General features: G+C 38.9%; 17 protein-coding genes. 3 read left to right on the forward strand and 14 right to left on the reverse strand.

What is annotated here, in order from left to right; translation table 11 throughout:
• Positions 1-233: 233 nt before the first annotated feature.
• The 11 genes from JOC48_RS20000 to nikR all read right to left on the reverse strand — a co-directional run bounded on the left by JOC48_RS20000 (position 234) and on the right by nikR (position 13,288).
• Complete coding sequence (locus JOC48_RS20000; RefSeq protein WP_239584499.1) at positions 234-2,573, reverse strand: AraC family transcriptional regulator; 2,340 nt, start codon at positions 2,571-2,573, stop codon at positions 234-236.
• A 126-nt stretch (positions 2,574-2,699) separates the two neighbouring features.
• A complete protein-coding gene (locus JOC48_RS20005; RefSeq protein ID WP_204502187.1) occupies positions 2,700-4,259 on the reverse strand; it encodes an extracellular solute-binding protein in 1,560 nt (519 codons plus the stop codon).
• A 159-nt stretch (positions 4,260-4,418) separates the two neighbouring features.
• Positions 4,419-5,288 carry an ABC transporter permease subunit gene (locus tag JOC48_RS20010; protein ID WP_204502188.1) on the reverse strand — a complete coding sequence of 290 codons (870 nt, stop codon included), beginning with the start codon at positions 5,286-5,288 and terminating at the stop codon, positions 4,419-4,421.
• Positions 5,289-5,304: 16 nt separating this feature from the next.
• On the reverse strand, positions 5,305-6,231 hold the full coding sequence (locus JOC48_RS20015) for an ABC transporter permease (RefSeq protein ID WP_239584501.1): 927 nt from the start codon (positions 6,229-6,231) through the stop codon (positions 5,305-5,307).
• A 283-nt stretch (positions 6,232-6,514) separates the two neighbouring features.
• Entirely contained in the window at positions 6,515-7,201 is a 687-nt protein-coding gene (locus JOC48_RS20020) for a YesL family protein (RefSeq protein ID WP_204502190.1), read from the reverse strand.
• A gap of 320 nt (positions 7,202-7,521) precedes the next feature.
• Entirely contained in the window at positions 7,522-8,127 is a 606-nt protein-coding gene (locus tag JOC48_RS20025; protein WP_204502191.1) for an ABC transporter ATP-binding protein, read from the reverse strand.
• A gap of 76 nt (positions 8,128-8,203) precedes the next feature.
• Complete coding sequence (locus JOC48_RS20030) at positions 8,204-8,992, reverse strand: ATP-binding cassette domain-containing protein (protein WP_204502192.1); 789 nt, start codon at positions 8,990-8,992, stop codon at positions 8,204-8,206.
• A gap of 22 nt (positions 8,993-9,014) precedes the next feature.
• On the reverse strand, positions 9,015-9,854 hold the full coding sequence (locus JOC48_RS20035; protein ID WP_204502193.1) for an ABC transporter permease: 840 nt from the start codon (positions 9,852-9,854) through the stop codon (positions 9,015-9,017).
• On the reverse strand, positions 9,841-10,851 hold the full coding sequence (locus tag JOC48_RS20040) for an ABC transporter permease (RefSeq protein ID WP_204502194.1): 1,011 nt from the start codon (positions 10,849-10,851) through the stop codon (positions 9,841-9,843). The genes JOC48_RS20035 and JOC48_RS20040 overlap by 14 nt, the downstream gene beginning before the upstream one ends.
• Before the next feature lie 4 nt (positions 10,852-10,855).
• Positions 10,856-12,460, reverse strand: a complete 1,605-nt coding sequence (locus tag JOC48_RS20045; RefSeq protein ID WP_204502195.1) for an ABC transporter substrate-binding protein — start codon at positions 12,458-12,460, stop codon at positions 10,856-10,858.
• Positions 12,461-12,865: 405 nt separating this feature from the next.
• A complete protein-coding gene (gene nikR, locus JOC48_RS20050) occupies positions 12,866-13,288 on the reverse strand; it encodes a nickel-responsive transcriptional regulator NikR (protein WP_204502196.1) in 423 nt (140 codons plus the stop codon).
• Between the two features lie 192 nt (positions 13,289-13,480).
• On the opposite strand from nikR, the gene JOC48_RS20055 reads away from it, so the two are divergent.
• Together JOC48_RS20055 and JOC48_RS20060 are read left to right on the forward strand one after the other, a co-directional pair.
• Positions 13,481-14,875, forward strand: coding sequence for a hypothetical protein (locus tag JOC48_RS20055; protein ID WP_204502197.1), 1,395 nt, complete (start codon positions 13,481-13,483; stop codon positions 14,873-14,875).
• Positions 14,876-15,365: 490 nt separating this feature from the next.
• On the forward strand, positions 15,366-16,016 hold the full coding sequence (locus tag JOC48_RS20060; RefSeq protein ID WP_204502198.1) for an HD-GYP domain-containing protein: 651 nt from the start codon (positions 15,366-15,368) through the stop codon (positions 16,014-16,016).
• Between the two features lie 268 nt (positions 16,017-16,284).
• Here the strand turns inward: JOC48_RS20060 and JOC48_RS20065 are convergent, their stop codons facing one another.
• Both JOC48_RS20065 and JOC48_RS20070 read right to left on the reverse strand, forming a co-directional pair.
• A complete protein-coding gene (locus JOC48_RS20065) occupies positions 16,285-18,231 on the reverse strand; it encodes a PTS fructose transporter subunit IIABC (RefSeq protein WP_204502199.1) in 1,947 nt (648 codons plus the stop codon).
• Positions 18,232-18,483: 252 nt separating this feature from the next.
• Positions 18,484-20,403, reverse strand: coding sequence for a BglG family transcription antiterminator (locus JOC48_RS20070; RefSeq protein WP_204502200.1), 1,920 nt, complete (start codon positions 20,401-20,403; stop codon positions 18,484-18,486).
• Between the two features lie 292 nt (positions 20,404-20,695).
• On the opposite strand from JOC48_RS20070, the gene JOC48_RS20075 reads away from it, so the two are divergent.
• Entirely contained in the window at positions 20,696-20,959 is a 264-nt protein-coding gene (locus JOC48_RS20075; protein ID WP_204502201.1) for a YppG family protein, read from the forward strand.
• Between the two features lie 638 nt (positions 20,960-21,597).
• On the opposite strand, the gene JOC48_RS20080 is transcribed toward JOC48_RS20075, so the two are convergent.
• Positions 21,598-21,972, reverse strand: coding sequence for a hypothetical protein (locus JOC48_RS20080; RefSeq protein ID WP_204502202.1), 375 nt, complete (start codon positions 21,970-21,972; stop codon positions 21,598-21,600).
• Positions 21,973-22,535 lie beyond the last annotated feature (563 nt).

The following is a 22,535-nucleotide window of genomic DNA, read 5'->3' on the forward strand; positions in this document are numbered from 1 at the left end:
TTTCGTGTATCTTTTATTACTCACAAAAATCTCCCCTTATAGCGACAACGTAACACCCCACTAGTGCTGTGTCTACTATAAGGGGATAATATCACTGACCCCTCTTGTGGACATTTGTCCGCTGTGGGAGGACAGTACCTTTCGTATGTCGTCCAACGTCGGCACCTACTGCCCTTTATCCCGGCATCAGAAAGGGACAAGGTGCCTGTCCCCTTGTCCCTGTCCCCTTGTCCCTATATAATATTTTTTCTATTCATTTCTCTGAATTCGCTTGGGGTGATGCCTTCGTGTTTTTTGAATATTCGATTAAAATAACTATGCTTGTAGCCAATGCTTTCTGCAATATCTTTTATTTTTGTATCTGTTTCCATGAGAAGATCCTTTGCCTTTGTTAAGCGGATATTCGTTAAATAATCAATAAAATTCCAGCCGGAAAATTCCTTAAACACCTTACTTAAAATGGAAGGGTTCAAGTTTACTTCGTCCGCACAAAAATCTAAGGAAATGTCCTCCATGTAATTTTCCTCCAGCATGTCGATTACTTTTTGAACAATTAATCGTAGCCGTTGATCCTGCTTCTGTGAAAGCTCATCAATAATTGGGATGATAACTTTATCCTCAAACCACTGGCTAATCTCCTCTGGATCCTTTAATTTATATAGCTCTTCATATAAATTAGCACCCTCTGTTACAAAGTCCTCAATTAAACCTGATTGTAAAACAATGTGAAAAATACTGCCCAAAAGTTTAAGAGCTCCCTGCTTCATCATCGCTTCACTAACATTTTTTTCGGAAGAGGTCAAAAAGAATCGATTGACTAATATTACCGCTTCCTCTGTATTCCTAAGTCGTATCGCATGTGTGATTTCTTTTTCGAGATCAAACGGATACTCGAAATTATCATGACTATTCATAAGAATATCCATTTTCTTCATCTCGATAATCTGATTGTTTTCTTGCAAATTACGGAAACTTAACGATTGCTTTGTTTCCTCAAAAATACTATGAACAGATTTCAAAGAATCAGACGTTCTACTAATTCCAATCGATACGTTCATTTTGCAGATCTCGTTTATATATCCTATTAGTTCTTCACTAAAAGTAACTATCATGCGATCAATATCCTCGGTAGATTGATCCTCAGAAAAAGAGAACAATATTCCTAACGACAGATCATGAAAGTTGATTACATCAGCTTCCATATCTGATGAATGGATTAACTCTTCCGCTATATTCACTGCTAAAAACGTTACTAATCCTTCATCGCCTTCTGAAAATCTTCCTTTTAACTTAGCAAATCCAAACATCTGAACAAATGCAATCACATATTTTTTAGCTTTATCTTTAGAGCCAAATTGCTGCATGCGCTCCAATAAATCTTCTTCACGATAAGCATATAAATATCCTTGCACAAGCTGTAAAAGAAACCCTTCCCGTAAATGTGGGAGTTGTTTTTTTAAGCGGTGCTGTAATTCTTCACTTTCCGTTGATAAATGATTGATCTGTGTTTCAATCAGTTCAAATTCATTTTTCGATGGGACTCGATTGTTCCCGCTTCCATTTACCTTTTGTATAAGTTTCTCAATCGGAGCGTATAATTTTCTGGATGCAAACATCGAAAGGAAAATTGCAAAAATAAAAACAAATAGACTTAAGTAAATAGAAATTTTTGAAATAAAAACGACAGGAGCGGTGATGTTTGTCATAGGAGCGATCGATACGTAGTACCACTTTTCACCGAGTCTTGTAAAGTGATCATACGTAACGGTATATTTGATATCATCATAGTGATATACGAATGGTTCCGGACTATTAGAGCGTTTTGCTATCTCATCCATAATAACTGTTTGAAGGGGATCCGGTTGTGTTTGATTTTCTTTTCCGAAAAGCCATTGGTCATTTTCTCGTAACAAAAATACGGAACCATCTTCATAGGGTGATTGTAGTATATCCTCCAGTTTATCTTTATTTAAGAAAATAATGATGGAACCAAAAGGAGCTAATAAATGATTGTCTAGATTATGGACCATCACTAGTGGTGCATAACGGTCTTTGTAACCAGCTTCAATACTTTTATGGGAATGGTTCCAAAACATCTTTTGGTTATGTGAAAGAAATGCAGTGTAATCATTTAGTTGCTGTTCATCGTCTAATAAAGTATAACCATTCTTTGTATAAACGATTGGTTTGGGGTTATTCAAAAATAATTCCACCCGACCAATTAGTGGGTTGTAGCCTTCCATCGAAATAAGCGTATCAAAAATATCTCTTATGTTCTGATAGTCACGCACGACATCTAAATCGTTATAATCCTGCATATTTGCATGAGATGCCCAGTTTGCCATCAACAATTCCAAGTTAAAAAATTGTTCTTTAATCGAATCAATTGTGTTGTACAAATGATTCTGATGAACGGTTTGTAACTCGTTTTCCATTTGTGACTTACTAACGAAGAAAAGTAAAAAACTAAATATGATTCCAGGAAAACTAGCAAGTAATAAAAACACAACAAGGTTTTTTCGATAATTACCACTAATATGTAAGAAACTTGGCAGCTTATTTTGTAATTTCATTCTCAACTAGACCACCCCCTACACTTATGTAAGCGCTTTAACAATAGTTTACCATAATTAATCTAGCATTCAAACAAGAAATAGCACCCTCTACATCTCGAGGGTGCTACTACATTTTATTGCTACTTATCTACTTTGGTAAGATTCATTAATTTCTTTTGTTAATTGCTGCATATCTGGATCATTTTTTAACTCTTCAACAAAGTCATCCCATGCTGTAATTGGCTCACTTCCAAGAATAATCTTCGTTTTCAAATCCTGAGCATCTTTTCTAAGCTCTGGTAAGTACGTGATACCGATTTCAGAATGGAGACCAACTGCAATATTCCCTACACTCGTTTTTTCTCGCTCGTCTTGAATATCCGCATACATTTTTTGTACTTCTTCTGGGAATGTCGGTTTTACTGTACTTGCATAAGGATCAGATACGTAAACAATCTGGTTATGGTCAGCAATACCATCAGCTAGAATCTTTTCTGTATCAATTACAATTTCTCCATCTTCAACGGTGTGATGGACTCCCTCAATTCCGTGCTTATGCAACATAAACACATCTTCTTCCATCCAGCGATCATACATAGCTAAAATTTTCTTCATTTTCTCTTCTGGAACAGACTTAGGAATTGCATTTGCACCTGAGAAACCAGGTCCTTTTGGATTGTATCCATTAAGATTAGTCAAAGGTAACAAATTCTTAAACTCAAAATCAGAATCAATTTGTACAAGTGAATCGTAAACGTCTTGCAGTGCACCGGATTTTTCTACGCTAACCCCAGCTTTTCCACCTTTAAATATGTCTCTCGCTTGACTTACTTGCAAGGAAGCAAAGTCTGCTGCAATTAACCCTTCTTCATAGGCTTTTGCTAAATATTCAATCGCATCACGTGTTCCAGGGTAAAAAGCTCGATGAACTAGCTCACCATCTTGTAATCCCCACTCACCATTAACACCGTTGAACACGCCTTCAAATGAGCCAAATGAACCCATATTCTCATCGTTAATATAGCCGATAAAGCCTACCGTATCATCCTTGCCATTTCCATCCGGATCATCATGCGAAAACGCTCTCATAACTTCGTACAATTCATCTGTTGTAGTAGGTTCCTCTAGGCCTAAATTATCTAACCAATCTTTTCTAACGGTGAAAAAGCCTTCCCCTTCTGACGGTCTTGGACGCGGAATAGCATATTGCTTTCCATTCATAGCTGTTAAATCCCATGCAATATCAGCAATGTTTTTCTTGAAATTTGGATAATCATCAATATATGGACCAACATCCCAGAATGCTCCCTGGTCTGCAGCTTGTCGGAATACTGGGCTAAACGGGTCTGGCACTAGCATTAAGTCTGGAAGATCACCGGAAGCTAATACAACATTAAATCTGTCTGGGTAATTGTTTGCAGAAACCCAATCAATGTTTAGTTCCGTGTTCGTTGCTTCTTCTATTCTCTGTTCTACTTCATTGTCTTCACTTGGTGGTGTCGGGCTAAAGAAGTGACTCATAATTCTGACCTCAGTAGGCTCCTCATCTTCACTTGAAGCATCCTCTGAATCATTATTTTCTGATGATGTATTCTCTGAATCGTTTCCAGAATTTTCATTCGTTGCTGTCTCCTCTTCATCACCGCCACAAGCAGCTAACAACAATACTAACAACAACCCCATAATTAACAATAACTTTTTCATTGCCATCCTCCCTTTGTTTAGAAAAGCTTGGTGGCTTATCGCCAAGTGTATCGCGAAAGCCTTTGTTTGACTTATACTATCATCTAAATTGCTTGATAGTATAAAAGAATAAGTGAAGCAAAATAAAGTATGAATTCGAAATGTCTACGTGAGTCAGTCTTACTCCTTGATTGAGCCAATCATCACCCCCTTAGCGAAGTGCTTTTGTAAGAATGGGTATACACAGATGATTGGTACAATCGCTATTACAACCGCCGCCATTTTTAATGTTTGACTCGGTGGTGGTTTAATGAGTGGATCGACATCACCAAGGCTACTACTTGATGAATCAATTAACATGTTTTGCAACAATACTTGGATTGGCCATTTACTTGCATCATTTAAATACAGTAACGCGTTGAAGTATTGGTTCCAATACTGTACTGCGAAAAACAATCCAAATGCTGCTATAGACGGTAACGATAAAGGTAATATAATTTTAATCCATGCTGTTATATCATTACACCCGTCAATCGTGGCTGCTTCTACTAATGTATCAGAAATACTATCATAGAATCCTTTCATTAATATAACAAACCAACCGTTAGATAGCGATACTAAGATTACGGACCATAAACTATTGATTAACCCCAACTCTTTTACTAACAAATAGTTTGGAATAATCCCAGGACTAAATAGAATCGTGAATAGAACAAGTAGCAAAATAACTCTTCTACCTTTAAATTTTTTCCTCGATAACGCATAGGCAAAGGAAGATGTAACAATTAGGCTACATAGCGTACCGACGACTGCTAAAAATGTACTAACACCAATGGCTTGGATAAAGGTAGGTGCTGATAACAAATATCGATAAGAAGCTAACGACCAGTTATCCGGCCATAGGACAATGGTTTTCTGCAAATATTCCGCTGGTTCTGTAAAGGAAACAACAAACACATAATAAATGGGAAACATCGTTACAAGAGCAATCAGTCCAAGAAAAATGACATTCGCTATGTTAAATATTTTATCACCTAAGCTAAGTTTCACTTGATTCACTCCTTCCTTAATAAATTCCTTCTTCACCAAATCGTTTTGACATTCGATTGGCGATAACAACTAATACGAGACCTACAAATGATTTGAATAAACCTACCGCTGTACTGTAGCTAAATTGGCCCTGTTGAATACCGACACGATAGACATACGTATCAAATACTTCGGCAACTTCTGAAACTGCACCATTATACATTAGAAATACTTGCTCAAATCCTACTTCCATCACATCACCTAAACGTAGGATTAAAAGAATGATGATGACATTACGGATTGCAGGTAAGGTTACGTGCCAAATCTGCCTAAACCGGTTCGCACCATCCATTTTTGCAGCTTCATAAAGTTCAGTGTTTACACCCGCAATTGCCGCTAAAAAGATGATGGTTCCCCAGCCAACTTCTTTCCAAACAGATTGTCCTGTTAATAAAAACCAGAAAACATCAGGATTTGTTAAAAAGTCAAAGGTACCGAAACCCAGTTCGTTTAGGAAATAGTTTATGATTCCATCTGATTTTCCTAAAAGCATAAAGGTAAGGCTCGCAATGATTACCCATGATAAAAAGTGCGGTAAGTACACCAAAGATTGTACAGTCCGTTTATATACCTGACTTCTTAACTCATTAAGTAAGATTGATAGAATAATAGGTAAAGGAAAGAAAAACAATATATTCAGGAAACTAATTGCTAAAGTGTTACGCAATAGCATCCAAAAGTCTTCACCAGTAAATAACCGTTGAAAATGTTGTAATCCCACCCATTGACTATCAGTAAATCCTATAAAAGGGGAAAAATCTTTAAATGCAATCGTAATTCCGTACATTGGCACATATTTAAATATAAAAAAGTAAATGATACCAGGTAATGCTAGTAAATAAAGATATCGATCCCGTTTTACATGCTTAAAAAACTTTTTTAATTTACCTGGTGATTTTTCCATCTTTGTGTATGCGCTTACATCTGTAGGTTTTTGTGTACTAATTTCATTATCTATCATCGTATTGATCACTTCCTCTCACTAATCGTGATAACCACTTTATTTTTTTGTGATAAAAGCACCCTCCTTTTGAACAACTTTTACATTTTCAACGTTATAAAAGTAAGGGCTTTCACGCAATAACACTCTTTTGAAAATTCAGAATTCCAGTGTAGTACTTTTTTAAATTTATAATATTATTTTCGTATAAACAGATGTAAACCCTTTCATATCAAGGATTCGGTGATTAGTGTTTTGTTTGTACTTTTGAATAAAACCTTAAAAAACCTGCAAAAGATACAAACGCTATAATAGCACCAATAAAGAAAGGAATTAAAAATGCTACACCATGAAAACTGAAATAAAGAATTAATCCACTGATTAATCCAATTTCAATCGTTAGGATTGGACTCCCAATTGTAATGTACATCGCATTTTTAAATGCAGAGAATAATTTTGTCTGAGCATGAACGATGATGGAAAAAAAGTGTAACGTGAAGACAGCTAAAATAAAGGCAAGTAGGATGAAAAAAGCAATAAATAGCTTACTCTGGCTAGCATTGATATAGAAATAGTAATCGATAGCAAGAAGAAGCCAAAAACAACCTATTACCATTCCACCTATAACGCTTTTTTTGTATTCTTCTTTATAATATTTCCAATAAGATGAAGCTAGTTTAATATCCTCACCCATTACCCACTTCCGCATAACGGCAAACATCGCTGTAGTAGCTGGAAAAAAGATAAACGGTGTGATCACACTTAGGATAATAACTGTTACGACTAACTCATTGATCGTCTCTACTAGTAATAGATTGTAAACAAAGAAGAAAACAGGAAAATTAAAAATAAACCAAAGTAAATTTACAGCCGCAAACCTTGTAATCCAAACAGATATCTTATAAAATCCACCAATTATACCGGTTAATTCCATTTGTATCACTCCCTTTGAATTTTTGGGACGGGGGGACAGGTCCCTTGTCCCACGATGGCATAACCGCCTTCGTAGTAGTGCCTCTTCTTGCACAACAAGAACAGGACTGTTTTGTATTTTCTCACAAGTTATTCACTTCCTACTTAACGGTTTATTTAAATACTAAACACAAGAGCACTTTCCATCAATAATACATTTTTGATTTAACTAACTGTCCTCCCAGCAAGGACAACTGTCCACAAGCGGGGTCAGACCCCTTTTTCCAGAGTTTAAAAAATACAGCTTCCATCTTAAGAGATGGAAGCTGTATTTTTTACTCCTTACACTAAATCTTTAAATTCGATAATTCTTGTACATAGTCGGTGAATGAGGTGGTGGTCATGACTGATGACAAGGACTCCCATATTTCGTTTCTCGGCGATTTCAAGAACTGCATGCCAAATTTGTGCCTGTGTAATCGCATCTAACATCGTTGTCATTTCATCTGCAATTAAAAATCGAGTGTTTGTCCCTAAAGCTCTTGCTACACAAAACCGTTGTAGTTCTCCACCAGAAAGCTCATTTGGCCATCGTTCAAGCCATTCTTGCATGATTCCTAGTTTTTCTAGTAAAGCTTCATCAGGTTCCCAGCCTTCATTCACAATTTTCCGCATTTTCCATCTAGGATTGACAGCTTTTTCAGGATGCTGAAACACTAACTGGATTGGATGATACCGATTAGAGGGAACAGGACTTCCATCTAATGTAATACTACCTTCGTGTGGTGTTTCATAGCCTGCCAACAGGCGACCAAACGTAGTTTTCCCACTACCGCTCGGTCCAACTAAGCCTACAATTTCACCAGTCTTTATTTTAAAATCAACATGACGAAACAGCCATGGTTCCGTCCCGTACCGAAAGCTAACATGATTTGCCTCAAGTAGCATGATTACACCTCATTCCTATCCGCTGGGTCATTCTTCTGGTCCTTAGAAGCTTCGCCGCGCTTCGACCTGCTTGCTTCTAATTTTTGAACTCGCACGTAAAGTCGTTTTGAGGAAGTGCTCTCCATAATGCTTTACTATAATGATGTTGCAATCGATCTCCGTTCCCTTCAAAGTTCTCAGCGGGAGCAATTTCAAGAACAGTTCCTCCATAAAATACCGCAACCTTGTCTGCAACTTGTAACGCAGATTCGATATCATGACTAATCAGCATAACGGCACACCCCTGGTCAGCGAATTCTCTAAAATTGGTTAACGCCTCTTTAATGACAACCGAATCAAGGCCTGGCGTTGGTTCATCTGCAATAATTACGCGAGCACCGCTTACCATCGCTGTAGACACAAGGATTCGCCTCGCCATTCCTCCAGACAACTGAAAAGGATACATGTTTTCCACTTCTTCTTTTAAATGATAACGCTCAAATACTTTTTTCTGTGCTTCTTTCGCTTTCCCTTTTCTTACGGAAGTACGAACCTGCGCTCCGACACGCATTAAAGGATCTAGAAAGCTCACCGACTGCGGAACAAGTGCAATTTCTTTACCTCTCAGTTGCTCCTGGAGCTTTGTTGTTAATACTTCCCCATCAAATCTAATTTTTCCACTTGTTTGAGCATTGGAGGGAAGAATGCCTAAAATGGCATGTGCAAGCAGACTTTTTCCAGAACCACTCGCTCCAACCACCGCCAAAATTTCACCAGATACAAGCTCCATACTTAAATTGGATATTACCTCTTGCGTATGTTGGCGAAGACCACTCGTATATTGCTTGAAAGAAACAGAAAGATTGTCCACTTCAAGGATTGACATAGGTTAAACTCCTTTTTTCACTTTATCTGTGCGCATGATGGGGATCAATTAACATGCGAAGATTATCCCCAATTTTGTCAAACATCCGAACGATAATAAGTAAACAAATGCCTGGGAAAAATGCGAGCCACCACATTCCGACCGATAAATATCGCATCGATTCAGATAGGATAATGCCAATTGCTGGTTCATGAGGCGACAAACCGAGCCCTAAAAAAGTAACTGCAGCCTCATGTAAAATCGCATGTGGAAATAGGAGTAAAATTCCTACGATAATTTGCGGAACGATGTGTGGCATAATATGTTCCTTCGCGATCCACCAGCGCGATTTCCCCATTTTTCTCGATACTTGAACAAAGTCTAATGATCGAACCTGCATCACCTCAGAACGAATGACGCGGGCAAGACTTGGCCAATGCGTAAGTGCAATTCCAAACACAATCCCTTTGAATCCCCCACCAAAAGCAAAGGCAATCAGGATTAGTGAAACGAGATGTGGCACACTAAGAAAAAGGTCAATCAGCCATGTTACAATGCTATCGGCCACTTTCCCCATCGTAGCGGCAATTACCCCGAGAATAATAGATATAGAAGCACTGCCAATGGCGCCAACCAATCCCACCCCAATACTCAACGAAAGCCCCATGATTGTACGAGAAAACATATCCCTTCCAAGCCAGTCTGTACCAAAAAAGTGATCAAAGGAAGGTGCCGCATTCCGCACTTCTAAATTAGAAGCGATTCGATCTTCATCGTACAAAAAGCCTGTGAGAACCACCGCACAAACAATAATAGACAAAACGATACAAGCAAGGAGGGTACTTTGTCTTTTATTTAAATTTAGTTGTTTACTTAGCTGCATAAGACTGCTCCTTCCTCGTCCTTGGATCGACAACACGATAGATAATATCAGCAATTAAATTTCCAACAAAGACAAAAATGGCACTAAAAAGTACTAGCCCTAACAATAAAGGAACATCACCTCTAAGCCCCGCTTCTACGGTTGCTTGTCCCAATCCAGGATAGGAAAAAACCTGCTCTGCCAATACAGCTCCGCCGAATAATTCACTAAAAGCAGCAAACTGCAACGTGATCGCAGGTAATGCTATATTGCGTAATCCATGTCTCCAAAATAACGTAAAGCCTTTTTCGCCTCTAGCTCTTGCAAAAACGACATAATCACTAGATAATACTTCGATTAATTTTTGGCGCGTGTGTAAAGCAATATTTGCTACTCCAATAATACTCAGGGTCAAAGCAGGGAGAATAAGGTGTTTGATTCGATCCATGATATTTACATCTTCAGCAAGCACTCCCGCAGGCACTCCCATGCCAACCGGAAACCAGTTTAACCATACGGCAAACACAATTAATAGAAGAAGCCCCATCCAAAAAGTAGGAGTAGAGGCCAGCGTATAGCAATACCATTTTATAATCCGGTCTATCCATGTATCTTTTTTCATCGCGGCAAGAACACCCATCGAGAAGCCAATGATACCCGATAATACCCATGCTGTGCTCATCAGAGCGATAGAATTAATAAACCGCTCTCCTATCACCTCTGATACTGGTAAGCGATAAATCATCGATGTCCCTAAATCACCAGACAAAATCGCGGAACCCCAGCTCCAAAATTGCTCCATTATAGGCTCATTAAGCCCCCAATATTCCTCAATTCTTTCCCGTTGCTCCGGACTCACATTCAGCATATCAGCTCCGACATACGCTTGGATTGGATCGATTGGTGATTGTTTTACCAACAAAAATGATAGGAAAGAAATCGCGACTAGTAGGGAAGCCATTTTAATAGCCTTCCAAAACAGAAAGATTCCAAGATTCCTAGTAAATCGCCATCTCATTGGACTAATCCCACTTCCATTCTACTAAGTTATCGGTAACAGGCCAGCCGTGACCATGCGGGTGAATGCGTTGTTTACCAATGTCTAATTGCTCATCCACTACATACAAATGATCGATGTTCACTAACCATGCCCAAGGCGCATCCCCTTTTGCGCTCAAGCCAGTGCTGCCATCCCATAGCGCTTTTTTCCAGAACTCATTTGCTTCACGCTGGTCTGTTGCAGCTAGAGCCTGCTCCATATAGTCATCAACTACATTATTTTGGTAATAGCCTGTATTATAATAATCGATACCAGCATTTTTACTACTATAAAGGTTGTACATTTCTAGTGGATCATGACTTCCCCATCCAAATAGAACTGCATCGGAATACATCCTTTTCTCGATTTCATCCCAGCTTTTTCCCTCCACTTGAATTAAAATACCAAGTGGTTTGATCATATCAGCTAAAGCAATCGCTAGAGACTGCCTTGTCACATCACTTGCAGGATAAAGGAGAGTGAATTCCGCTTTCAAATTGCCTTTTTGTAGAATGCCATTGTTTCCTTCCATCCACCCTGCTTCTTGTAGGATTGTGCTGGCAGCTTCCATATCTCCATCTTCTATTACCGTTTCAGAATTCCACCACGGTAACCCGTCTACCGAAGTATATGCTGGAGTTCCATAGCCTTCTAGAACACCCTCAACAAGTGCCTCTCGGTCAACAGCTATATTGATTGCTTTTCTAATCGCTGGGTCTGCAGTGACATCATTTCCGATTGGGTAGCCGTCTTCTGTTGTCTCCCCTGACGGAACATAAGGAAATTGCACCCCTCGATTATCTACGGTTTGAACCGCTTCTAGGCCCATGCCTGGTACCTGTTGTTGAGCAAATGCAGACGGAATCGAAGCCATATCAACATCCCCTGCTTTCGCTGCAGCAAAGGCAGCATCTTCTCCTAAAAATAGAAACGTGATTTTTTCAAAGGAAGGCTGGTTGTCATAGTAATTTGGATTTTTTTCGATAATAAGCTGTTGTCCCTTGTCCCATTGCACAAATTGAAAAGGACCAGATCCAACCGGATTCTCCGCATAATCATCACCATGGGCGTGTTTCGGTACAATGCCCGTTGTAATCAGCGAATGGATAAAAGTAGAACGTGGCTCCGCTAATGTAAACTTCACAGTAAGGTCCCCATCGACTTCTACCTTTTCTAGTATGCTGAGGTCTAATACAGACCCTCTATTTCGAGCCGTTTCAAATGTGTACTGTACATCCTCTGACGTTAGCGGTTCGCCATCAGTAAAGACAACATCATCTCGTAATTCTACTGTCCAAGTTAACCCATCTTCACTTATTTCATAGTCTGTTGCCAAATCATTTACGATGTTCAAATCATTATCACGTTTTAGCAACGTACTCTGAAAAAGTGGTGATCCATATCTCCCCCACCCTGTGGTTGGGTCAAATCCTGCATCCGGTTCAGAACCTATAGCTAGAATTAAATCTTTTTTCACTTCTTGTGCTCCAATGCTTACATCTTCTTTCACATGATTACTAGATTGTGTACATCCTGTTACTATCGCTAGTAACACAACGATAACGAAGACTAATCCAATTTTTTTCATTTTGTAATCCCCCATTGATCCTTTTCTATTTATAAGAATTTTCAGCAATATTCAAGTATTAACATTTGCTAATTGTAACACATTTCTCAAAATTCGTAACACACAGAAACGACTTATCATGCGAAGAAGAAGGAAAGCTTAACATTGGAGAAACTCCGTATTCGTACCGTTTAATAGCGAGTGTCTAAGTTTACAACACATAAAGTGGTTAGTTGAACCAATCAGGATGTTAGCGTCCATTATCCCCCAATTAAACTTCTTTGCTTTGCCTTGAACTTTTGGGAGGGTTTTACGACGGTTACTCACCGTGATAAAATCGACAACAAAAAAGACTGTAATGGAGTTGTTTTCCTAACACAGTCCTTTTACTAGCTCGATTGGATAACTTAGCATCATTTGATAGAGTTAATCTATTTCCACAGGTGTAACCGAAAAGTCCCCGTACTTAACACCTTTCATAGACAGTAATTCGTTACACAATAGCTGTAATTCACTCACCTTCCCTTTAACAACGATCATTTCCAGACAGTTATGTTGATCAAGGTGAATGTGTGTTGTTGCTAGTATCATATGATGGAATTCGTGCTGGATCGTTGTTAGATTTTCCATTAATCCTCGCTGATGGTGATTATAGAAAATTTGAATACAGCCTGCTACAAGTTGATCTTTGTCACTCCATGTTTCCTTTACTAAAGCATCACGAACCAAATCTCTTACCGCTTCAGAACGATTCTTATAACCTTTTTCTCTAATAAGCTGATCAAACGACTTTAGTAGTTTGTCCTCCATAGAGATACCGAATCTTGTTAAAGAAGAAGACTCTTTCATTTCATTTATCTCCTTTTGCTTCATTTAATATATTCTAAGACAATCCTACCATAAAGCTAACGATTCCGGGACAGACACTAGTTCCCCCGGCATGATGAATCCCGCCCAACTGTCCTCCCAACAAGGACAAATCACCTCATTTGTCCACAAGCGGGGTCAGACCCCCATAAATTTTCATAATAAGGTACAATAGTGTGTGTAGTAAGGGAGAGGTTAATCATTAGACATTCAATTCAGCAAATCAGAGCTATACTTATTGTGTTTGCGTTTATTTTATTCGTTGTACATACGATGTTGCCTACCTATCCAGGGGCATGGCTATTAGACGGTATTTCCATCCTATTACTAATTAGTACGTTTTTCGGGATAAGCAAATTTAACCTGTTTCTAAGCAGTTTTTTTTTAGTGATGACGGTAGTAGTCGGCTGGACAAATGATGTGTACTGGGGAGAAATCATCCACGGTTTCTCTTATATGGTTAAGTTACTGTTATTTATTTGTATTGTCCCGATTATCGCAATGCCGATACAAGAATTCATACCGAACATTCAGCGGTTTATTCAGTTGGCGAGTAAAAAAATATCCCCACGTAATGTCGTTAATTATACATCCTTTATGCTTGCTAACCTGACAAACTTAGCTTCTCTGCCAATTTCAATGTCAATTTTCTCCTCCACGGATAGTAAAAAGACACCAGATTTATCCTTTTCTTCTATCATTGTACGGTCGTTTGGCATTGCGATGGTTTGTACCCCATTAGGTGCAGCAGTTGCATTTGCCATTGATATTGTGGACACGAATTTCATTTCCTTGTTAGGAGTTAATGCCTTTATCGTAGTACTTGGATTAGTTATTTCAACACTCTTAGAATCACGTAACAAATGGGATGCGCCACAAGAAGAGACAAAAGAGGTAACGTTTCACAAAGGTGATTGGCTATTCCTAGCCAGAATGCTAATCCCCATTGTCGTCTATTTTGTTATCTTAACATTGATAGATGAGAACTTACCGCTAGGAATGATGGAATTAATTGTATTAAGTATTTTACCTTTTACATTGATATGGAGTATGGCGTTACAAAAAGTAAAAGGATGGTGGATCTATCTCCATGTTTTAGTTAAAGATAGGGCGCCAACGATGTTCAACCAATTCTCTGTCATCATCAGTGCTGGACTAACCATTTATACGATTGAATTAGTAGGATTAAACCATCAGATTTTAAGTATACTACCTGGTGCTTCTTCTGATTATGCTGCTATTATCTATATTCCCGTCATTATCGTCGTCATTTTGCTACTAGCTATCATTGGGGTTCATCAATTTGTAGCGATTGTGTTTGTCGGAGAGGTCATTGACCCGTCTATTCTTGGGATCAATCATGTCGTTTTTGCTAGTACATTGCTCGTTGGATTTGTGTCCGGTATGATTGCTAGTACGTTTAGTGGAGCGAATATTTTAATGAGTAATCTATCACCACCTATGTCGCCGTACGTATTTGCTAAAAGTAATTACGTCTTTACGATGATGTTCATCGGTGCTTCAGTTGTTTATTTGATTTTGGTGAATTATTTGTTGGTCAGTGCTTGATTGAAATGATAGGTAAAAAATTTACCGGAGTAATTCTGTAAATTATCGAACGGCTGACATACGGGTCGACCAAGGGAAAAAGCTGTTCGTTACATTTAACAACCATCAACGAACATTCGATAAGAATAAGGTGGTGCCAATACACAGGCACCACCTTATTTTTGGTTTACATTGTAAGCTATTCCCAAAACACTTCTCAACTGTCCTCCCAGCGAAGACAAACCACCACATTTGTCCACAAGCGGGGTCAGACCCCTCTGTTAATGATTGACCCTGTACAAGAGATGGTCATTTGTCGTAAAGGGGAATGAATTGTCTCTCTAATTATCCATAGTTAAATGTATATACAGGCTTTGGTTTCTTTCAAAATTTTTAAACAAATTGATTGACTAATTTTGAAAAGTGCTTAGGTGAATTCTGATTAAATTGTAATTTTTATACATTTGTCTTGTGGTATAATCTTTGAAACCGTAGCTAGAGGAGTGTGATTATGGCACCCAAAAGAACTCCGGAGTCTCTGTTTAATGATATTGCACAAGATAATGAGGTCCTTAAAGCATTCAAACATCATTCTTTACGAGTTATGTATCTATCAACCATGTTAGCAAAAAAGATAAATGTGTATGATGAGGATATGAGAATAGCTTCTTTACTTCATGACATTGGCAAAATTGGAATATCAAAAGAAATTTTGATGAAGCCTGGAAAGTTAAATAGCTTAGAGATGACGATTGTTGAAAGCCATTGTCATGTCAGTAATCGGATAGTAAGAGTCGAGCTTGGAAAAACAAGAGCCGCAGAATTCGTGCGTGATCATCACGAAAATTGGAACGGAACCGGGTATCCACGGCGTCTTACTGGAGAGGAAATATCCATACAAGGAAGAATTATTCGAATATGTGATTCCTTTGATGCCATGACGTATGATTCAAGAAATTATAGTGTTGGAAGAATGACACAGCAGCAAGCTTTTGAAGAATTAAAAAGATGCTCTTGGACTGACTTTGACGGAAACCTTGTGGAAGACTTTTTATCGTTGATGAAGGAAATAGAACTTCCTTATAATTGGTATCATAATTTTGATCAAAATTTTGTAAAACGAATCTATGAAATGATTGATAATACAGACGATTTTTTGTAATGCTTCTTGCTAGGGTAGGTGGAACAAGAAAGGACATTTGTCCACAAACGAGGCCCAATAGCGGGGCTAGACCCCTTAATAATGAGAGAAGAAATTATTCGTTATATTTAGCAACCATCAACGAACATTCGATAAAAACAGGTGGTACCAATACACAGGCACCACCTTATTTTTGGTTTACATTGTAAGCTATTCCCAAACCACTTCTCAACTGTCCTCCCAGCAAGGACAAATCACCCCATTTGTCCACAAGCGGGGTCAGACCCCCTTACTCTATTTCTTCCAATAACTGATATGCTTGTTGTTTAGTTTTGGTTTTTAGTAATTTTTTTCTGAATTCTTCGTCCATTAGTTTTCGGGATAGCATTTGTAATATTTTTAGATGCTCATTTCCTGCACTGTTTTCTGGTACGGCAATCATGAAAATAAGCTTTGCTTCTGTTCCATCTAAGCTGTTCCAGTCAACCCCGTCACGCTTGATTCCAAACGCTACGGCTGGACGATTTACTGCATTTGACTTTCCATGTGGAATCGCAATATTCATGCCTAGTCCTGTTGAACTCTCGCCTTCTCTATCAAGAATCGCTTGTTTAAATACTTGCTTAGAATCTAAAATTCCTGCAGCATCGAATTTCTCAATCAATTCATCAATAACATCGTCACGTGTAGAGCCAGATAATTCTGTATCAATTAAACTTTCATCGGTAATATCCACTAGCTTACTAATTTCACCTTTTACTGGCTCTTCAACTGTTTCTTCTGTCGTTGCAGCCACTTCAGCAAAAGAAGCTCCTTCCTGCACATGACCACCAGCAGTCTCTACAGCTACATCTTTTTTCAAGAAGTTAACCATAAACGCTGTCACAAGAATCCCAACAATTGCTGCAATAAAGAAGAATACGACATTGTCTACTGCCCCTAACACTGCAACAATTGGTCCGCCATGGGCTACCTTGTCCCCAACATTACCAAGCATTGCGATGACTGACCCAACTGCAGAACCTACGATAATACTTGGGATAACACGTAGTGGATCCTGTGCTGCAAATGGAATCGCACCTTCTGTAATTCCGAAGAATCCCATCGTAAAGGACGCCTTCCCTGCTTCCCTTTCGTTTTGTGCATATTTTCTCTTATTAAGCATTGTTGCAAGTCCCATTCCAATTGGCGGAATACAGATCGCTACCGCAATTGGACCCATAATTCCATAGTTTCCTTCTGCAATCATCGAAGCACCAAACAAAAATGCTACTTTGTTGAATGGTCCACCCATATCAACTGCAATCATCGCACCAAGGATAACCGCTAGTAAAATCGAACTTGCTCCTTGCATGCCAGCAAGCCATGTTGTTAACCCTTCGAAAACTTGTGCAACAGGCGCACCGATAACAAAAATAAACAATAAACCGACAATAACGGAAGAAATTATTGGTATAAAAATAATTGGCATTACTGGCTGTACCGCTTTTGGCACTTTCACTTTCTTAATCGCAAGCGCAATGTAACCAGCTAGGAAACCAGCGATAATTCCACCAATGAAGCCTGCACCAGCTTCACTTCCATAAAAACTACCATTTGCTGCAATGTACCCACCAATCATACCTGGTACAAGCCCTGGACGGTCAGCAATACTAACAGCAATAAACCCGGCTAAAATCGGTATCATGAACATAAATGCTGTACCACCGAGGCTTTCAATTTGCTTCCATATCGAATCCTCAGGGATGACGATGCCTCCTGGTGTTTGCTCGCCACCAATTGTTAATGCAAGCGCGATCAATAATCCACCAACAACGATAAACGGAACCATATATGATACACCATTCATCAAGTGCTTATAAATTGGGTTTTCTTTTTGTTTCCGTTTCCCTTTTACATCTTCAATCGATTTTAGTTCTGGTCCATAAACCGGCACATCACCGCTTTGTAATTTTTCAATTAACTCTTTCGGCTTACGAATTCCTTCCTGTACTCCGGTAACGATTACTTTTTTACCTGCAAAGCGCTCTTTGGAAACCTCTTTATCTGCGGCAATGATAATACCATCAGCTTCTGCAATATCTTTTTCTGTCAACTCATTTTCTACTCCGATGGAACCCTGTGTTTCCACTTTTATGTCAATACCCATCTCTTGGCCTGCTTTTTGCAAATTCTCAGCAGCCATATATGTATGGGCAATCCCAACCGGACAGGCTGTAACAGCTAGTACCTTCATGATGTTTCCCCCTTAAAAACGTTTTTTGTAATTGTTTACATTCATTGTAGCGCTAACTTGTCCGCTGATTGATTTTAATTTTTACCGGAACTTGTGGTAAAAATTAATGAATGATAAAGAAAACTTGGCTAGTGCCAAGCCTTTAGGCGCAGGCGATCTTTACTTCGTTCCTTAAAATTTTTTCTACGTCGATTAACTCCAGCTAAAATTTTCTAACGCGTAAAAAAAGAGCAGGTTTCCCCACTCGCGAATTTAATCAATCCTATCCAAAAACGCTTTGACACTTTTTGCGGCTATTAACGCTTGAACAAACTTAGGATTGTCACTAATTGATACAATTTGTTTGACCGCCCCACGATTTAGCCCCTTATCATCATTCGAAATCGCCAGCATAAAGACAATGGAAACCTGCTCCGTCCCCCATTCCACCGGCTTTTTCAGCACCGCAACTGCAATAGCAGACTGATTGACCATCGATGGATTTCCATGGGGAATAGCTATGCTTCCACCAATCGATGTGGCTGATTTTCCTTCCCGAACGAGTGCGCTATGGACAAATTCTTTACAAATAAACCCTTTCTGAAAAAGGACATCTCCTAGCATTTCAACCACTTCAAAGGGATGTTCCTTGTCTACATCAAGATGAACCAAATCACCCCGAATCAAGGAAGAAAGCTGTGTCTCTTCCCCGCTTCCTCCCTGCTTATGTTCCAGATCTTCAACAAACTGATTGAGCTTTTCTTGATCCTTCGCTTCCAAAAGTGGTGAGATAACGACATGAGGTATGTTTATTCGCTCCAGTGCCACCGTTGTTATAATAAAATCAACCGCATGATTTTTTAAACATTCACGTACATCTGCCTTTCCGATACAATCTACAATCTCGATATCCTGGTAATGCTGTTCTAGTTTAGCCTCTAAAAGATGGGACATGCCGACCCCCATGTGACAGACAATCAATGTGCGTTTCCTCTTTTGCCGGCTTCCATCCAGCCTTTCAATCGAAGCCTGAAAATGAAGCACAAGATAAGCGGCCTCATCCTCTGGAACGTCTAGGTTATAGTTTTCCTTTATCTCTTCCATGGCCAGAACAACCATATTAAACAGGTAGGGATACATCTTCTTAATATCAGATAAAAGTGGATTCGTGATCGGAAACCCGTACTTGATTCGATTTATAACCGAATGGATATGAACAGCAAGGCCTTGTGCTAATACGGAGTCTTTTTCAAAAGAGAAAAGGGTCAGTTTGCTCAGCTTGGACGTCAAAGCGGTAACAATTTCCATTAAATATTTATCTGAGAAAGCAGTATCCTTCGTCCCACCTTCTCTTTTTTTGCTACTAATTAAATGCCAGGTAAAATAAATACGCTCATCTTCAGGAAAAGTGATGCGAAAGACGGATTCTAGGTTTTCAAAAAATCCAGAAGCATGCTGGTACTCTTTATATTGATGAACGGAATCTTTCTCATCCTGTGGAATAAAAACAGGTGACTTTTGTCTCGTTCGTTTAATCATAATAAGCGCATGAACAAGTAAACTTTCAATTGCACCGTCCGTAAAAGCAATAGAATAACGATGTTGCATGTCATTCAGAGCTTTTTTCACAGTAGTTATTTCATAATCTAAAAATAAATCTAGTACATAGTTTTTGTTAGACGAAGCTGATGAAGCTAGCTGTGATAAGTGAGCGAGCGCACTCCGCTTATTGAACTCATTCCCTTGAACGACATTTCCAATACGCGGTTTAGAGATAAGTTCCAGATCAAATACCTTCAGCCAATTCGCTATCGCGTCCATGTCTTTTTTAATGGTCGCTCTTGGAACATAATAGCTTTTAGCTAATTCTTGTAATGTAACTGCTTTATCGTTAACCAACAGGTGATAGGCTATTTCAGTGATGCGGTCCTCCGATGTTTTTGGCTCATTAGATAACAGCCGCTGAAAAATAGCTGACCGCTCTGCTTCATTAATCTCAAGTGTTATACCAATACCAGGCTGTCGTTTAAGGTGAGCACTCGAATATTCATCCAGCAGCTTGTCCATACGCTTCAAATCATTCCGCACTGTCTTTTCGGCACACGCCAGCCGATCCGCTAGATGAACAATGTTAAACGTTTCCTTGGTTTCTGTTAATAAAATCCTTAATAATTGCTTTTGTCTATCGTTCATAGTTGCACCCACTTTAATTATTCATTCAAAGTGTAGCCTATTGCTTGGATAAATTCAATTCAACTTTCCCCTTGTTCGGCACACGATTGAGGTACACCACACTATTTTCTAGTATTCTAGTTATTTAACCGTTTCTTTCCAATTGAAATTGCATATTGTATTGCAACTAGTCCATTTTTTTGTAGAAATGAAATCTGTTTACATGTATTCACTATTTTACAGAAAGTGACTCGGAACCTTAAGCCTTGGTAAAGAAGGTTTTGTTATCAAAAATTTTACGAGGAGGTCAATGATGATACCACCAAGAGCCAGACAATACCGACATCCGATGAGAGGGCCACACCCCCGACCGCCTTTCCCACATCCTTACCACAGAGTTCCAAGAGGCGTTCCACGTCAACGATTTCAACAGCCCTCCCAAGGGTTAGGATCACTATTAAAAGATGAAAATGGAAATCTTGATATGAAAAAAATCGGTAGTGGTGTTCAAAATGTGATGGGGATTGCAAATCAAGCAGGTCCAGTAGTGAAAATGCTTAGCAGCTTCCTTAAATAAGATGGAAGAATGATACGGCGGATATAGTATTTCACGAGTTATGCGCATAACGAATGCTAGATTGCTAGTAATTTCCCGAAACATGCGCAATAACGCTGGGAGTGTGATAGTATTTCCGCCGATTCTGCGCATAAGCACTCCATGAGTGAAAGTATTTCCTCGGAGACTGCGCATAAACACTACATAAGTGAGAGTATTTCCTCGAAGGCTGCGCATAAGCACTCCATGAGTGAAAGTATTTCCCTGGAGGTTGCGCATAAGCACTCCATGAGTGAAAGTATTTCCTCGGAGACTGCGCATAAACACTACATAAGTGAGAGTATTTCCTCGGAGACTGCGCATAAGCACTCCATGAGTGAAAGTATTTCCTCGGAGACTGCGCATAAACAATCCATGAGTGAGAGTATTTCCCTGGAGGTTGCGCATAAGCACTCCATGAGTGAAAGTATTTCCCCGGATGCTGCGCATAAACAATCCATGAGTGAAAGTATTTCCCTGGAGGCTGCGCATAAACACTACATAAGTGAAAGTATTTCCCCGAAGGCTGCGCATAAACACACTTTTATTCAAAAGAAAAAACAACAACCGATTCCTCTAATTATAAGGAACCGATTATTGCTTTTTCATTTTCTATACTATTACCTTTTTAAACCGAAACTTCTTCGGTTATCATCTTCATACTTTGTGTTAACCTGAGCAAATATCTTTGAAAATTTGGCTTCAATTTCCGGATACTCATGCTCAGCAATTGGCACTACTTTTACTAATGACCCTCTGTCTACTACACCTTCTACTATAGTGTACAGCTCTTCTTCTTTGTCCACTGGATCTAATGCGAGAAATTGGCGATCGTCATGAACAAAGTTACAAACAACAACAAATGTAGTCTTTTTTTCTGGATCTTTTGGATCACCGATCGAAATTTTGACCGGCTCACTGAAAATCGGTCTATCTAATCCATACTTTTTCCGTTTATAGTCGTTGAAGCTAATAACATTACCTTTCTTTGACATCTTAAACGCCTCGCTTTCTGGATTAGTATTTAATTCATTTTACGGTCATTTTACAAACTATGTGCATTCCTTCCTTACTATTACTATTATTTCTAATTAAACTCCACACACATCCAATAATCTCCCCTACAATCGACTTGAGGGAAAATAAAAAAAATGGAAAGTGCCATATTCCAATGCTTTCCTTTTTTACTAATCATTATACTGATTGAGTTCTACTATTTAGTTATTTTCAACGACTTTTTTCTAGCAACGAACTTAATACGGATCAACCTGGGCACGTCCTAACAATTTCAGAGGCAACTCCCCCTTTCGTTAGTTCTTACTCCTTACTCGATCACTTCTAAAATTTTATAAATCCTTGCTATTAAAAATCTAACCACTAAACAAACTAAAACAAAAATTGAATAAAATCAAGTGCCTTAAACATTTTTTCGGTGAAAAACGAGGTTCTATCCACTATTAGGAGTAGCGTGGATGCCATGCTTGGACATGAAGAGGAATAAAAAAATCGGCAAATAATAGATGACTTTCCTATACTTTTTATTATACCCTCTTGACGA

Origin of the sequence: Aquibacillus albus (assembly GCF_016908325.1) — a bacterium.
GTDB lineage: Bacteria > Bacillota > Bacilli > Bacillales > Amphibacillaceae > Aquibacillus_A > Aquibacillus_A albus.